At 70.3% G+C, this 13,833-nt stretch carries 13 protein-coding genes; 3 read left to right on the top strand and 10 right to left on the bottom strand.

Annotated elements, in window-relative coordinates; all coding sequences use genetic code 11:
- Positions 1 to 182: 182 nt before the first annotated feature.
- From OG741_RS02685 to OG741_RS02675, 3 genes are read right to left on the bottom strand one after another with little or no spacing between them, the layout of a single operon-like run.
- Positions 183 to 1,442 (bottom strand): DUF2201 family putative metallopeptidase, encoded by a 1,260-nt coding sequence (locus OG741_RS02685; protein ID WP_405594698.1) that lies wholly within the window; start codon positions 1,440 to 1,442, stop codon positions 183 to 185.
- Entirely contained in the window at positions 1,439 to 2,701 is a 1,263-nt protein-coding gene (locus OG741_RS02680) for an AAA family ATPase (RefSeq protein WP_405594696.1), read from the bottom strand. The genes OG741_RS02685 and OG741_RS02680 overlap by 4 nt, the downstream gene beginning before the upstream one ends.
- Positions 2,702 to 2,760: 59 nt before the next feature.
- On the bottom strand, positions 2,761 to 4,182 hold the full coding sequence (locus OG741_RS02675) for a hypothetical protein (RefSeq protein ID WP_405594694.1): 1,422 nt from the start codon (positions 4,180 to 4,182) through the stop codon (positions 2,761 to 2,763).
- A gap of 952 nt (positions 4,183 to 5,134) precedes the next feature.
- On the opposite strand from OG741_RS02675, the gene OG741_RS02670 reads away from it, so the two are divergent.
- Both OG741_RS02670 and OG741_RS02665 read left to right on the top strand, forming a co-directional pair.
- Complete coding sequence (locus tag OG741_RS02670; RefSeq protein ID WP_405594692.1) at positions 5,135 to 5,785, top strand: calcium-binding protein; 651 nt, start codon at positions 5,135 to 5,137, stop codon at positions 5,783 to 5,785.
- Between the two features lie 95 nt (positions 5,786 to 5,880).
- Complete coding sequence (locus OG741_RS02665; RefSeq protein ID WP_405594690.1) at positions 5,881 to 6,630, top strand: calcium-binding protein; 750 nt, start codon at positions 5,881 to 5,883, stop codon at positions 6,628 to 6,630.
- A gap of 122 nt (positions 6,631 to 6,752) precedes the next feature.
- On the opposite strand, the gene OG741_RS02660 is transcribed toward OG741_RS02665, so the two are convergent.
- The gene (locus OG741_RS02660; protein WP_405594688.1) at positions 6,753 to 7,574 is read right to left on the bottom strand and encodes an alpha/beta hydrolase; all 822 of its coding nucleotides are present in this window, start codon (positions 7,572 to 7,574) and stop codon (positions 6,753 to 6,755) included.
- Positions 7,575 to 7,725: 151 nt separating this feature from the next.
- On the opposite strand from OG741_RS02660, the gene OG741_RS02655 reads away from it, so the two are divergent.
- Entirely contained in the window at positions 7,726 to 8,004 is a 279-nt protein-coding gene (locus OG741_RS02655) for an ArsR/SmtB family transcription factor (protein WP_405594686.1), read from the top strand.
- An 88-nt stretch (positions 8,005 to 8,092) separates the two neighbouring features.
- Here the strand turns inward: OG741_RS02655 and OG741_RS02650 are convergent, their stop codons facing one another.
- From OG741_RS02650 to OG741_RS02625, 6 genes are all read right to left on the bottom strand, one after another.
- Positions 8,093 to 9,259 carry a hypothetical protein gene (locus OG741_RS02650; protein WP_405594684.1) on the bottom strand — a complete coding sequence of 389 codons (1,167 nt, stop codon included), beginning with the start codon at positions 9,257 to 9,259 and terminating at the stop codon, positions 8,093 to 8,095.
- Positions 9,256 to 10,017, bottom strand: a complete 762-nt coding sequence (locus OG741_RS02645; RefSeq protein ID WP_405594681.1) for a PP2C family serine/threonine-protein phosphatase — start codon at positions 10,015 to 10,017, stop codon at positions 9,256 to 9,258. Before OG741_RS02645 ends, OG741_RS02650 begins: the two co-directional genes overlap by 4 nt.
- A gap of 48 nt (positions 10,018 to 10,065) precedes the next feature.
- Positions 10,066 to 10,830, bottom strand: a complete 765-nt coding sequence (locus OG741_RS02640) for a hypothetical protein (protein ID WP_266485792.1) — start codon at positions 10,828 to 10,830, stop codon at positions 10,066 to 10,068.
- Positions 10,820 to 11,776 carry a hypothetical protein gene (locus OG741_RS02635; protein ID WP_405594679.1) on the bottom strand — a complete coding sequence of 319 codons (957 nt, stop codon included), beginning with the start codon at positions 11,774 to 11,776 and terminating at the stop codon, positions 10,820 to 10,822. Before OG741_RS02635 ends, OG741_RS02640 begins: the two co-directional genes overlap by 11 nt.
- 88 nt (positions 11,777 to 11,864) lie before the next feature.
- Positions 11,865 to 12,320, bottom strand: a complete 456-nt coding sequence (locus OG741_RS02630; protein ID WP_405594677.1) for a hypothetical protein — start codon at positions 12,318 to 12,320, stop codon at positions 11,865 to 11,867.
- The gene (locus tag OG741_RS02625; protein WP_405594675.1) at positions 12,307 to 13,245 is read right to left on the bottom strand and encodes a serine/threonine-protein kinase; all 939 of its coding nucleotides are present in this window, start codon (positions 13,243 to 13,245) and stop codon (positions 12,307 to 12,309) included. The genes OG741_RS02630 and OG741_RS02625 overlap by 14 nt, the downstream gene beginning before the upstream one ends.
- Between the last annotated feature and the right edge of the window lie 588 nt (positions 13,246 to 13,833).

Raw genomic sequence — 13,833 nt, 5'->3', positions numbered from 1 at the left:
GGTTCCCTGCGCCTCGACGCGCTGCCGGACGGTGGACAGGCCCGTCCGCTGCCGCCGGTGAGGCCGACGTTCAGTGGAACCCGACCGACCAGCGCAGGGCCACCGCCCGCCGACACCGACCTGGAGCCGGACGCTGCCACCCCGCCAATGGTGATCCGGCCGGGGGAGTGGGGGCAGGCGGCTCACCGAGCAGCGGGGGCAGACCCGATGACCACCACTCGTGCCCACTCGGGCGGCGAGTCCGGCACGTAATCGGGATCGTCTTCGTCCCACGACCGGGCCGCCAGTTGCCGAGGGAACAGGCCCACCACCGTCCGGCACGGTGGTCGTGTGCCCGGCCAGGGTGTCTGACCGTCGGTAAGGACCACGATGACATCGGGGCGGGGCTGCGCTCGGAGCGCCCTGGCGAAGCCCGTACGCAGATCCGTACCGCCGCCGCCCACCAGCGATATTCCCTCGGCACGGCACAGCGGCTGCACGACGCGGGCCGCCGCGTCGCACGACAGCACGGTGACCAGGTCGCGACGGCCGCCCACGGCGCGGGAGATCGCGGCAACTTCGAGGAGCGCGCTGCCCAGTTCGGTGTCACTGACCGAGCCGGATGTGTCGATGACCACGGAGACCCGAGGCGGCCTGCGCCGCAGGCTCGGCAGAACAACGCCGGGCACCCCGGCCGAGCGCCGCGACGGCCTGCCGTAGGTGTAGTCCTCGCCCGCGCCGGAGCCGGAGGCCGCCGAGCGGACCGCCGCTCCGAGCAACTCCCGCCACGGCTGCGGCGGGTGGAACGCCTCGTCCGCCCACCGCTGCCACCCCTTCGAAGCGTTTCCCGGGCGGCCGGTGATGCCGTGCGCCACCCGGAACCGGACCGCGTCCCGTTCCTGCGCGCTGAGGCCGTGCGCGCCGTCCGGTCCCAGGTCCCACTCCCGTTCCAGTCCGTCGGCGCCGCTGCCACAGTCCAGCCAGGCCAGATTCTGCGTATGCGGCCCGAGCCGGAACTGGCGCAGGTAGTCCTCCATGAGCTCCCCCTCGGGCAGCCCCAAGGACACCGGTTCGACAGCGCCTTCGGGCCGGACCAGCCCGTCACCGAACGCGTCGTCGTTGATCTCGCAGTCTGCGGCGATGTTCATCCGCAGCCGTTCCGCCGGGCCGGTCAGCGCGTGCTCCCGCGCGACCCGGTCACTGCGTCCGTGGTGGTCGCGGAGAAGGTGCGACACCTCGTGCACCCATACCCCCGCCAGTTCCTCCACCGGTGTCCGATCGACGAACCCCGGCGAGACATAGCACCGCCAGTGCCGGTCGACGGCCATCGTCGGTACCAGCCGGGACTCGACGGTGTGCAGGGCGAACAGGGCTGTCGCCAAGTAGGGCCGGACCCGGGCGGCGTGCAGTCGGGCGGCGAACAGCTTGTCGCGGTCCAGTGTCCCCGGTGTGCCCGGGCTCATCGTCCGGCCTTCGCGGCGACCGCGGCCCGGGCCGCCGCGTGGTCTGCCCGCCGGGACAGGGACACCGCTCCGGCAAGCCCTTCAATCGTTGCCGGAACGTCCCAGTCCTCCTGGCGCAGCGTGGCGAGGGTGGTTGCGGGGACGACCACCAGGTCCGGGGCTCCGGTCTCCACCGCCCGGACCAGGAGCGCCCACGCCGCGTCCCAGCGGGACTTCTCCGGGCGTTGGCGGACCGCCGCCACCACACCGTCGAGCACGGCTTGGCGCAGATCCCCCCGCTCGGGCAGGGCGGCACCCGCAGGGTCGGCGAGAAGCACCTCGGGGTCCGGGAGGTCCATCCGGTCCAGGCTCGCCAGCAGTTCCAGCCCCGGTCCGTCCCCGACAGTGCCCCTGACCAGCAGGGAAAGTACGTCCCGGGAAGAACCGGCCGCGGTCGCGAAGGCGATCAGGCACAGGGCCGTCTCCCAGCTTCGGGGGGACGGCCAGGGGCCGCCCCGGCGCGTTTCACTGCTGGGCAGTTGGTGCACGAGTTTGGGGCGGGCGGTGAGGAGCCCGCACACCGCGCGGCGGGCGAAGTCCACGGCCTCCGACAGCTTCTCCGGAGCGAGCCGTGGCAGTGTTGCCCGGGGCCAGGTCCCACCGAGGCCGCGTACGACGACCTCGTGGTCGTGAGTCCACTGAAGGTGAACGAACCGGTTGGCCAGCGGCGGGCTCAGCTCCCAGCCGTCGGCCGCCGAGGACCGCGGATTGGCGGCAGCCACGATCCGGACCCCGGGCGGCAGTTGCAGGGTGCCGATCCGCCGCTCGAGCACCAGGCGGAGCAGGGCGGACTGAACGGCTGGTGGTGCGGTGGACAACTCGTCGAGGAACAGCAGCCCTCGGCCGGCCCGTACCAGTCGCACCGCCCAGTCCGGCGGGGCCATCGGGACACCCTGTTCCGCGGGATCGTCTCCGATCACCGGTAGTCCCGAGAAGTCGGACGGCTCGTGGACGCTGGCGATCACTGTGGTCAGCGGAAGGTCCAGGGCCGCGGCAAGCTGTGTCAGGGCTGCGGTCTTGCCGATACCCGGCTCACCCCACAGAAGCACGGGAAGGTCGGCGGCCACGGCCAGCGTCAGGGCCTCCAGTTGTGTGTCGTGGCGCGGTTCGGTGGTGGCATCGCGCAGTAGGGCCAGCAACTCGCCGGCGACATCGAGCTGGGCGGCGTGGGCCGTGTCGGAGGGGGCGCGTGTGGCTGTGAACGGGGTGCATGTGGGCATGTTTTTTCACCTATGGGTTTCGTGGCGAGCAGAGTGGGTGCGGGGACGGACGTCCCAGGTCAGGCGGAGTTCGCGTGGCGCGGGTGCGAGCGGAGGTCACGGGGACGGCGATCCCCGGGGCGGCTGCGGCCAGATCGTGGTCCGGGTCCGACCATGCCTGCCCTGAACAGTCCGTAGGTGATCCGCCGTAGTGCGGCCGCCTCCAGCTCGTCCCGTAGAGCGCCGGTGCGCAGCAGTGCCTCGGGGCCGAGCAGGCCCTCGACGACGGCCAGCGCACCGCTGGTGTCGCCATGGTCCAGTCGTTCGCGGACACCGGCGAGGCAGTCGGGACGACGGTGCGCGTCGTCGATGGCTCGCAGGCAGGGAAGCGGAGTACCGGTCAGTGCGGCCAGCAGCTCCTCCCGGCGGATCTCCGCCGGGTCGTGGTCCAGCGCCGCCAACACGCCATCGACCAGGCCGATCCGGTGCTGAGCTCCCCGGCACTCCACGAGGCGCGATTGCCCCGCCCGGTCCGGAATCCGGGACGGAGTCCGGGAGGAATCGGCCGGCGAACAGTCCGGTACGAGTGCCGAGGCGACCAGCGGGTGCAGCCGGTCGGGCTCGATCGAACCAGTGCGGATCAGTTCCAGGTCGGGCAGCACCCACGTCGCCGCGTCGGGCAGGACCGGCAGTGCGGAGGCGCCGTCATCGGTGGATGCCGCCGCGATCCGCAATGCGGGCGGCCCGACGCCGTCTCTGTCCGCGACCAGGTCCAGGACCAGCCGATGCCGGCCCCCGAACCGCAGGAGGACGGTGCCGGTGAGCCGCCCCTCGGCGTGGAGCAGGATCCCCGCCTCGGCCGCCCACCGGTCAACTGCACAGCGTCGCCCCTGCGGCACGGCCCCCAGCAGATCCGCGTCCCTTACAGAACAGCCGTCGGCGGGCGGCCGATCGGCTCCGGACCGGATCCGCAGCTCGTGGGTCCTGCGCGCGTCCCACAGGTGGCGGTGCAGGTCGAGGCGGAAGCGCCGGTCGGGATGGGGATGCGGATGGCGGCGGGCGCTCGCCTCGGAGTGGGATCCGTCCCACAGCGCGAGGCTGATCCGCTGACCGGCATCCGCCCACGCCGGCGGAGTCCGGACCACGAGGTGCACTGGGCTTTCGCCGTTACCCCCCGCAGCCTCGTACCGGGTCAGAGCGATGGTCAGACCTGGGCGCAGCAGCCCGTCAGGAGCGATCCTCGGCATCTGCCAGCGCAACAGATCAGGTGCCAGATGGCGGAGATCGGCCCGGACCTGGGCTGCAAGTTCCTGGCCATGGGTACGGGCCACGGAACGCAGATTGAGATCGACATCGATGCCTGCGGCGGCACACGCCCCCGCCCAGTCCCCGGCGAGGCGTCGGGCGGTCGCAGTCTCGATCATGGACGGCGGCACGGCGAACTCGCGCACGCGCAGCCAGAAGGAAAGGCGGGAATCCCCATTCGCGATCTGAGTGAGCATCAGCACTCACCTTGCGCGGACGGGACCCCCAATCTGCCAACAGAATGAGTCATCATCGCGGCGAGCATAACGCGCCTGACCGAGATCTGTCAGGTTGATCCCGATCGGAGCGCCGCCCGGGCCGAGGACGTCCTCATGCGCGTGTGCGACAGGGGGCATAGGTCCCCGCCGTACGCCGTCGGGTCGGTGTGACTGCGCCAGCTTGTCCAGATACGCATCATTCCAACTCATCCGCAACAGCTTCCGCTAGAGATGCCTGGCGAACCTCGGACACCCCACTGGGCAAGGACCGACGTCGCCGGGCCACGCATGGGGCGGCGCCCCTCGATGCCTCCAGATCGTTTTGCGAACGCCGGTCGCCCCGCGTCTGGGAAATAGTTCAATGCAGTACGGACCAAGCGTTTCAGTTTGCACTCCCGATTGATGAGAATCCGACCGTCTGCGCGTCCAGAGGTTGATCCCTGACCCGGGCCGTAGGGCGGTCCACGCGCGGAGACCGTGAATGCGGTATTGGCGCTAATTCGCCTTCAGTTGGGTTTCGTGTCCCGACATGCTCTGGTGGCCGGACGTTCCTGATGCTTCGTCGGCAAGTAGGCGCCGGCGCATGAGCAGGAGAGGGAGTGGATGATCGACGACGGCTGAAGGCTGCCAGGGCATCCGGGCATCGAATCCCGATGGGCCGGATCCATCGGACGCCGGTGACCTGGCTTTTACCCGCCCCCTCGCCGCGTTTGGCGAGCCGTTCCGCCACCGCGGCCGTCCCTCCGGGAGGCAATGCGGCCGGCCGCACGACCGAATTCAACCATCACAACTCTTAGGGGGGTTGGCCATGCGTAGAGGGCATTTTCGCACCGTCGCACTTCTGGCAACGTGCGGTTCCATTCTGTGCCTCACGGGTGGGGCTGGTGCGGCCTTCGCCGCACCGTCGCCAGGCATTCTCGCCACGACGCTCGTGAACAAGACCGGCACGACCATTACTGTCGTCGCCGGCGTGGGACGGGGGAACACCATCACCGTCTGGCAGACCGGCACCAGCATCAGGATCAGGGACACCGGAGACACGGTCGCACCCTCTGGCGACTGCACCGCGATCAGCGCGACCGAAGTCGCCTGCCCGGCCGCCGACACCACTGAACTCGTGGTCAACGCAGGCGACCAGGCCGACAACGTCACCTCCTCCCTGGCGAACCTCGGCGTCACGCTGATCGGCGGCCCGGGCGACGACAGCCTCTCTGGCGGGTCCGGCAACGACACCCTCCAAGGCGACGAGGGCTCCGACTTCCTCTCCGGCGGCGCAGGCAACGACACCCTGACCGGGGGAGCCGAAGCGGACAGGATCTTCGGCGGCGGCGGCAACGACTCCATCGAGGGACGCGGCGGTGCGGACATCATCAACGGCAACGCCGGAAACGATGTGATCGACGGTGGCAGCGGCAATGAGCAGATCGTCGCCGGCGCCGGCAACGACTACGCGGACGGCGGAAGCGGTCGGGACTCGATCGACGCCGTGGACAACGTCAGCGGCAACGACTACGTCGAAGGGGGCCCTCACATGGACGACTGCCGGGCCGACCTGGGCGACAACGTCAGCGGTTGCCCGTGATGAGTGCGTGTGAGCAGCACAGCAGACCCCGGTATGCGGCAGGACGAAACGAAAGGCGGACACCGATGAAAGCCCGGCGTATCTGCATCATGTTGGTGGCAATCGGCGCACTCGCCTTCGCCCCGCAGGCCGGCGCATCCGCCGCGGCCGGTGCGGTGCCCGGCGGCGGTGTCCTCGCCGGCACCACGGTCGTCGAGGAGGTCGGCGACAGCTTGGTCGTCACGGCCGACGAGGGTGTGTCGAACGACATCACCGTCCGGCGGCGCGGCAACGTTGTCGTGGTCACGGACACAGGGGACACCGTGGCCGCCGTCGCTCCTTGTCAACTGACGTCGGCGCACACAGCCGAGTGCCCGTTGCCCATTACGGCGGTTCGGGTCAACGCCAAGGACGCCGATGACGATGTCACCATCTCTCCGAACCTCGACGTTACGGGGACAGTGGTCGGTGGCGATGGCGACGACCGGCTCAACGGCGGTCCCCGGGCGGACCGGCTCGTCGGCGACGACCCGGCCGCCTTCGGACTGCAGGCGACTCCGGGCAACGACACCATCAACGGCGGCCCGGGCAACGACACCATCTCCGGGCTGGCGGGCAACGACACCATCAACGGCAATGCCGGTAACGACACCCTCAACGGCGACGACGGCAACGACACCCTCAACGGCGACCAGGGCAATGACACGGTCACCGGAGGCAGAGGCAACGACACGCACAACGGTAACGAGGGCAATGACACCCTCAACGCCGTGGACAACCTGATCGCCAACGACAGCCTCGACGGCGGCCTGGGCTTCGACACCTGCAATCGCGATACCGGCGACACGGCAATCAACTGCCCGTGAGAATCGCCTGTCATCCGACGGATCCGCCGCATGACCGAAAGGTGTCGGGCCACGCAGCTGCGTGGCCCGACACCGCGTGGTGCCGACGGCGACCGCACGCCTTTCGCGGGCGCCGCCCGCAATCAGCGCGGCAAGAGGAAGTCGAACACCGCCTGACGGCCCTTGTCGCTCACCGCCCTGGTCTGCACCGAGTGCGCTGCCCCTGGCACCACCACGACCCGGGCTCGCGGCGTCAGCTTCTTCTGGTCGTACAGCCATTCCAGCGGCGTCGACAGATCCCGGTCCCCGCCGAGCAGCAGTACCGGTATGCCAGGGAGCCGGCGGTGCTCCGGCGGCAGCTGCGGGGCAGGGGTGCGCGGCCAGTGCAGACAGCTGAGCATCGAGCCGAGGCCTGTGGCCGTAGTGGCGTCGAAGGGGCCGTAGTCGGCCGGTGTCAGCTCAGCGCCCGCCTTCTCCAGAGCTTCCTGGCGCGCTGCCACCGGCGTGTCCGACCTGCCCCACGGATAGCGCCCGTCCAGGCACAGGGTCGAGGCGTGCAACCCCTGGCTGAGCTCCGCCGCGGTCGCCGCGCTCCCTTGCCGTACACCCGCGATCAGGCCCCGCAGCGGTCCGGGATCGCCGCCCGCCGCCTTGTGCAGAGCGTCGATCATCGCCGCGTAGTCCGGGTCCACGAACTCCCAGGTGGTCAGCGCGTCCAGGACGTCGACGCCGTTGTCGTACGTTTCCACCACCTTGGCCAGATCGGCCGCCGGATCGTGCGGCGGGCGGTGGCGCGGGGCGGCGAGTACGTAGCGCGGCAGGCCGCGGACGAACTGCGGCGCTACTGGGGCCTGGCCTTCGCCCCGCACTGGGAGGCCGCGAAGGCCGCCCTCGACGCGGAGGTCGACCGGTGCGCCGGCGTGCTGGCCAGGCGCGGCGCGGCCGGGCTCTTCAACTGCCTGCATCCGGGCATCCGTTGGGCTGACGGCACGCTGTACGTCGAGAGCCGGTTCACGATCGAGCTGACCGTGCCCCTGGTGGTCGTGGTGCCGTCGCTGGTGGCGCCGGAGCCCGCCGTGGCCCGTGGATCCGGTACGGGCCGGACGGAGGCCGCCGATGGTGGTCTGTCCCGTGCGCGACAAGCCCACCGCGCCGGTGGCACCCTCCGCCGAACTGGCCAGGCTGCTCGGACCCACCCGCGCCGGACTGCTCGCGGCCCTGGCACAACCGGCTTCCACCGCCCAGCTCGCGGAACGTCACTTCCTCAGTCCCGCCACGGTTTCGTACCACCTCGGCGTGCTCCACCAGGCGGGTCTCGTCGTCCGCGCCCGGTCCGGACGCGCGGTGCTCTACCGCCGCACGCCGGCGGGTTCCCGTCTGTCGGGGAGCCGGTAGACACGGCAGGCGGTGCCGCCGCCCGTCCGTGTCCGCATTCGCCTGCGGCTGCTCGGCGATGGCTGCCAGCCCTGGGTTGGGCGTTACTTCACAGCACCGCCACCAGGATGATCAGCACGAGGACCGCGACGAGGACCGCCACGGTCTTCGCCGAGGGCTTCCACCCCTCCTGACCGTGCGGCACGGCGCCCGCCGGGGCTCCAGTGCCTCCGGGAACCGTCGACGGCGGGTTGAACACATCCTGGCCCGTCGCCGCCGCGCGGGCGCACCACGGGCACGCGCCCAGATGGGAGCCGTAACTGTGACGCGGCCGCTCGGCACAGTTGCGTATCTGCGAGCGTTCGCCGTCCAGCGCTTTGAGCCACTCCTGCGCAGACGGCCGCGCGGGCGGACTCTGCACCCCGGGACCGAACGCGCGACGCGCCAGCTCGAGCAGCGAGGGCGGCAGCACGGTCGGTTCGATCACGGCCCGCGGCACGATGACCCGGTCCGGCCACACCACGTAGGAGCAGCTGGCGGCGATGTTGTCCTTGACCGTGGCCTCGGAGTCGCTGTCGTGCGGTACGCCGCCGAAGGGATGGTTCCCGGCGGTCAGCAACTGGTAGATGAGCACGGCCAGCGCGAAGTCGTCACTGGACCGGGTGGCGGGACCGCCGGCCTGCCGCTCCGGAGCCGAGTAGTCCGCGGTCTGCATCAGGGACGGGAAGAGCTCGCCCGAGGCCGGATCGTTGAACGCGATCGAGTCGCAGTCGAGGAAGGTGACGAAGCCGTTCTTGTCGACGACGACGTTGTTGCTGGAGAAGTCGCCGATGATCAGGCCCTGGTGATGCATGCGCGCGGTCATGAACGCCAGATTCCAGGCCACCCCGAGCAGGAACTTCCAGTCCGTCTCCGGCGGGAAGAGCCGCAGCCGCTGCGACCGCGTGAACAGCCCGATCAGCTGCACATGGTCCGGCTCGCCGAACCGCCGCATGGCGTACCCCAGGAACTCCCCGCCGGACCCGTGGGCCAGTGCGGTGGGCCAGGCCAGTTCCGGCGGCTGGCTGCGGTCCGTGGGGCGGCCGCCCAGCGGTGACACCGTGAGCATGCTCTCCAGCCGCCGCTCCTGCTCCGCGCCCGGCGGCTCCCGGTAGAGCTTGACCACGAGATCGGCACGGCCGAGCAGGGGGAACACGGCTGCCTGGCCGCCCCCCTTGAGGGGTTCCTCGGCGAGTACGACGTGTTCCGCGCCCAGATATACGCGTGGCCCTGTCATGGCCGTACCGCCCTCAGCAGGGTCTTGTCGTCGCCGTTCAGTGCGGTGAGCCGGTCCGAGCGCAACAGCGTGGCCAAGGCCTCGTCATCCTCCTCCGGGACGGGCCCCGGCTGGTCCAGGGAGCGCAGCACCGCCGAGGCGAAGGAGGCGTTCGGCGCCTGCGGACGCCCGCCGGACCAGGACAGCGCCGCCTGCGCCAGCCCGTCCGTCGACAGCAGCACACCGTCGATCCCGTCGTCGCGCACACAGTCGACCTGCGTCCGCTGCTCGGCGTCGGGCGAGGTGAGAAACACGGTCTCGTTGCTGTACTCGCTCACGATGTCCGGCTGGGGGAGCAGATGGAACTGCGGTTCGCCGTCCTCCGTTCCCGCACGCAGGATCACGAAGCCGTCGCCGACGCTGACATGCCCGAGCCAGGACGGAGTGAGCACCACCACGGTGAGCGTCGTGGCGAAGTCGTCAGCCTCGCCCCGTGTCTGCCGGAAGAACTCCTCACGCACCTCGCGGAAAGCGCCGGCCAGCAGCGCGCGCACCGCCTCCCCGCTCTCCGCGGAACGCCCGGGCGCCCGCCGCCCGAACCGTGCCGTCGCCAGTTGTACGGCGAGCTTCGAGCCCTGATCGGAACGCGGGCGGCTGCCTGCCCCGTCGGCGACCGCCAGGACCTCCACGGGCGCATGGGGCGGACCCGTGACGACGTGGTGCCAGGCATCCTGGCACGGGACCCCCTCCCGCCGGTGGCGGTACCCCTCCACGCTCATCCCGTGCAGCCTCCACCCGGCCCGCCCGTCCACGATCCCCGCCCCCGCTCAGGATTCCCAGGCCGGGCGCTGTGTCTTGAACTGGCTGAAGATCTTCTCGAAGACCTCGTCGCCGGCGCCCTTCTGCTCGGCGTTCGCGCTGGCCGACATCATCTGGAGCAGTTCCCGGAACGGGAAGCCCTGCAGCCGGGCGTTGAACGTCGGAGCCAGGGCCCGCAGGACGTCCTCGCCCCGCTCCGTGATTCCGCCGACCCCGATCGCGTAGAAGCGGAAGTGCCGGGCGTCCTGCTCGGCTCTCAGTACGGGGACCAGCCGCCGCCACGCCTCGGTCTGGTGGCCCGTCGCATCCGTCGGCAGCCCGTCCGTCACCATGCAGATCTGGGGGCGGTAGTACTGCAGGCCGCTCTGCCGCAGCTCGGTCTTGCGCGACGCCACGATCCGCATGGTCAGCTCAAGCGCCTCGGTCATCAGCGTGACCCCGGAGGCCACGAACTGCGGCGAACTGAACATGTGCGCCGGTACGAACGGGCTGGTCGGCGTCCGGGGGTCCAGCAGGTGCGGTCCCTTCCAGGCGCCCACCCCCTGCCCGCCGAAGGTGACCACGGCGACCTCGACGCTGTAGCTGAGGCTGACGTCGTCGTGCAGCTCCTGCGTCCACCCCCGCAGCGCGTCGTTGAGCATCTGTATGGGCGGGCCGGCCATCGAGCTGGAGATGTCGAGACACAGCACCAGGGGAAGGCGCTGCGCGTTGTTCTCGAATTCGATGTCGGCGTACTCCATCGGAAGCGTCTTGGGCGGCTGGTCACTTCGCATGGCTTCTCCTGGTCTCACGGCTTGCGGACGGGAAGGCCAGCAGCACTCCCGACTCCTGCTCGGCCACGTCGACGAGGCAGCCGAGGGCCGACGGCGCCCGGTCGTCGTCGGCCCATGTCGCCCGGTGCAGGCAGTGGTCGAGCTCGACGTACCCCTGGGGATGGAGTTCCGTGCGTACGACGGCCGATCGCAGCGGACCGGCCGGTACGACGACGGGGCGGCGGGCACGCCGCGGGGGATGCGGGAGCGGTGCCGGGGCGGCGGCGCGGCCACCGGTGGCGCGGACGGGCGGGTGAGAGTGGTACGCCGCTGCCTTCGGCCCCTTGGAGCGCCGGACGGCCCAGGCGAAGACGAGTACCAGCGCGGCCAGCGCCGCGGTGAGGGCGACCAGTACCCAGTCCGGACCCGAGCTCGCGGTCTCCGGTGTGATGACGGCGTAGCGGTCGGCGGCCAGCTTCCCCTTGATGAGTTCGCTGCCCCTGACCGGGCCGGAAGCTGCCTTGTTGCACAGGGCGTCGCACGCGTCCGCCTTCTTCAGCGCCGCGACGGTCCCGCTGTCCAGCTGCGTGATGAGGCTGTCCCCGCCCACGATCCGATGGCCGGCCAGCACGAGGAGCACGGTCCCGCCCGCGCCGCTCTCGCTCTTCGGCGGGAGGGTGACGACCAACTCCCCCCTCTTGAAAGCCTTTTTGTGGCTGACCAGTTCCAAGTCCTTTGCCGCGACGTCGAGACGAAGCGGCTGATGCAGCGTCACGACGAGCGTGCGGCCGCCGCCGGCCTTCGCGGCGTCGGACCAGCAGCGCAGCAGGTCCACCCCGAGGCCGGGGCGGCCGGCCTTGCACGGAGCGGTCGAGTCCGCCCAGGAAGAAGCGCCGGGAATCGCTGTCGCGATCAGCAGCGCAAGGAATGCGGTGAACAGCGATGCGCCCACCCTTTTCCGGCCCATCTTGCCCCCTACGGCCCGGGAATTCACCGTGATTCTACGGTGAACCGGCCGCTCTTAAACCGGTATTGGCGTAAATAACTCCCCGCTCTCAGAGCCGGAACACCTGATGGCAGCGGGTGAACATCTGGCGGGCCCGTCCAGCCCAGTCGGCGGCCAGCGTGTTGAAGTCCGACTGCGTCATCCTGCAGGTCAGCGGCAAGGAGCAGACGCCCGCAAGACAGGGCTGCGGCCCTCGGACGTCCCAGACGGACAGCATGGGGAGCAACTGTTCGGTATTCCAGGCGTTCGCCGCGGCGGCGGCCAGCGCCAGCTGTTCGGGCTTGAGGAAACGGCCGTCCGTCATGAAGGCGACGAGCAGTCTGGTCGTCGTCATAAACCTCACGGTCACCACCCGTCCCACCTCTGGAAGATTGAATTCCATGGAGACGGATGTGGTGTCCGCGACGGAACGGATATTGCTCGCGGTCGTCCAGCCGTCGACCAGTCGCCGCCAGTTGGTGGCCAGTTCGAGTCCGCCGCCCGCTGCCGTCTCAGCCTCCCGCACGGCTCACCGCCTCGACCACCAGGCGGTCGGTCAGCCCGGCGTCCAGCAGCGCCTGGGCATGCAGCAGCAGACAGGACGGAATCGAGGTGCCTGCCGAACCGGCCCGCTGTCCTGCCAGTTCGCCCGTACGCACACGAATGGAATCGGCGACGGACGGGGGCGGCCAACTGGACTGCGTGGGACTCGGCAGCAGAAGCTCGTCCAGCAGCGCGGCGAGCGCGGGCCGGGACTCCGGTCTCTTCGCCAGACACCGCCCGATCAGGTCGCGCAGCCCGTCCGGGACCGCGTCCAGCGCGGGCTCCTCGTGGACGACCCGGTACAGCAGCCCCTGACCGCCTCCGAAGAGGCCGTTGCCGGTGGCGGCGAAGGCCAGCACCCCGCCCAGTGAGAACACATCGCTCGCCGGACCGGCCGGCACCCCGGTCATCTGCTCGGGCGACATGAACGCGGGCGTACCGATCAACATTCCGGGACGGGTGATCGCACTGGACCCGGCGAACCGCGATATCCCGAAGTCGATCACGCGCGGCCCGTCCTCGGCCAGCAGCACGTTCGACGGCTTCAGGTCGCGGTGAATCAGCCCGGCGGCATGAATCACCTGGAGCGCCTCCACCAGCCCCGCGCCCAGCCGCCGCACTTGCGACTCGTGGAACGGCCCGTGCCGGGTGACCGCCTCCGCCAGGGAAGGACCGGGCACATACACGGTGGCCAGCCACGGCAGCCGCCCGTCCGTATCGGCGTCGATCACCGCGGCGGTGAACGCGCCGCTCACCGCCCGCGCGGCGGCCACCTCGCGGGCGAAGCGTCTGCGGAACTCCTGATCGTCCGCGAGCTCCGGCCGTACGACCTTGACGGCCACCGCCCGCCCGCTCGGTGAACGCCCCAGATAGACCCAGCCCATCCCGCCTGAACCTAACCTGCCCACGATCCGATAGGGCCCGACGCACTGCGGATCGCTCACCGGTGTGCGCAACTCCGCCACCCCCGCTCCAAGGCTTCGGCGGCCTACGCAAACCGCCGTGGACAGGCAGATTGTTCCGCGAAAACCCCTTCGGCGTTCCCTCCACGCGGATATTCGCGGCAGCGTCAGCGATTCCCGCCCGGCGGCCCGTTGACGGCACGGCCGAACAGGCCGGCCCGGACCTGCTGTTCTGCCGGGTCGTCCGCTCGGGCCGGGACACCGCGGGGATGTCCCGTGGCCACCGTCACCGCGGTGCCGCGCCGTCAGGAGCCGCGCGACGGTCTGAGAGCGCCGGACCGCCGCCCTGGGGCGCAGTGTTGTTGCACGCCACGACGGGCAGAATGAGCGGGCCGCGCTCCGGCGCTCAACAGGCGGCTTTTCTTTGCCATTTCGGGCGCCGGGTTCCCTCCATTCATCTGGTTCAAGCGTCGGGGAAACGTTACTTTTCTCCGCGTCTTTGAGTACTTAGGTATTAGCATATGACCCGCGAATTGGGCTGATCGAGTGTCAGCCAAGCGGGCGATGTTCTCAACGAATGCAACCGGGTGGATA

This window comes from Streptomyces sp. NBC_01410, from assembly GCF_045040195.1.
Classification (GTDB): Bacteria; Actinomycetota; Actinomycetes; order Streptomycetales; family Streptomycetaceae; genus Streptomyces.
The sequence above is the reverse complement of the archived record's forward strand: the minus strand, read 5'-3'. Positions and strand labels throughout refer to the sequence as shown.

Excerpts from the sequence above, each read along its gene's own strand:
- OG741_RS02650 (WP_405594684.1), bottom strand. The coding sequence starts at position 9,259 with ATGACAGGGCCACGCGTATATCTGGGCGCGGAACACGTCGTACTCGCC.
- OG741_RS02685 (WP_405594698.1), bottom strand. The coding sequence starts at position 1,442 with ATGAGCCCGGGCACACCGGGGACACTGGACCGCGACAAGCTGTTCGCC.
- OG741_RS02645 (WP_405594681.1), bottom strand. The coding sequence starts at position 10,017 with ATGAGCGTGGAGGGGTACCGCCACCGGCGGGAGGGGGTCCCGTGCCAG.
- OG741_RS02660 (WP_405594688.1), bottom strand. The coding sequence starts at position 7,574 with ATGCAGGCAGTTGAAGAGCCCGGCCGCGCCGCGCCTGGCCAGCACGCC.
- OG741_RS02675 (WP_405594694.1), bottom strand. The coding sequence starts at position 4,182 with ATGCTCACTCAGATCGCGAATGGGGATTCCCGCCTTTCCTTCTGGCTG.
- OG741_RS02635 (WP_405594679.1), bottom strand. The coding sequence starts at position 11,776 with ATGGGCCGGAAAAGGGTGGGCGCATCGCTGTTCACCGCATTCCTTGCG.
- OG741_RS02680 (WP_405594696.1), bottom strand. The coding sequence starts at position 2,701 with ATGCCCACATGCACCCCGTTCACAGCCACACGCGCCCCCTCCGACACG.
- OG741_RS02655 (WP_405594686.1), top strand. The coding sequence starts at position 7,726 with ATGGTGGTCTGTCCCGTGCGCGACAAGCCCACCGCGCCGGTGGCACCC.
- OG741_RS02640 (WP_266485792.1), bottom strand. The coding sequence starts at position 10,830 with ATGCGAAGTGACCAGCCGCCCAAGACGCTTCCGATGGAGTACGCCGAC.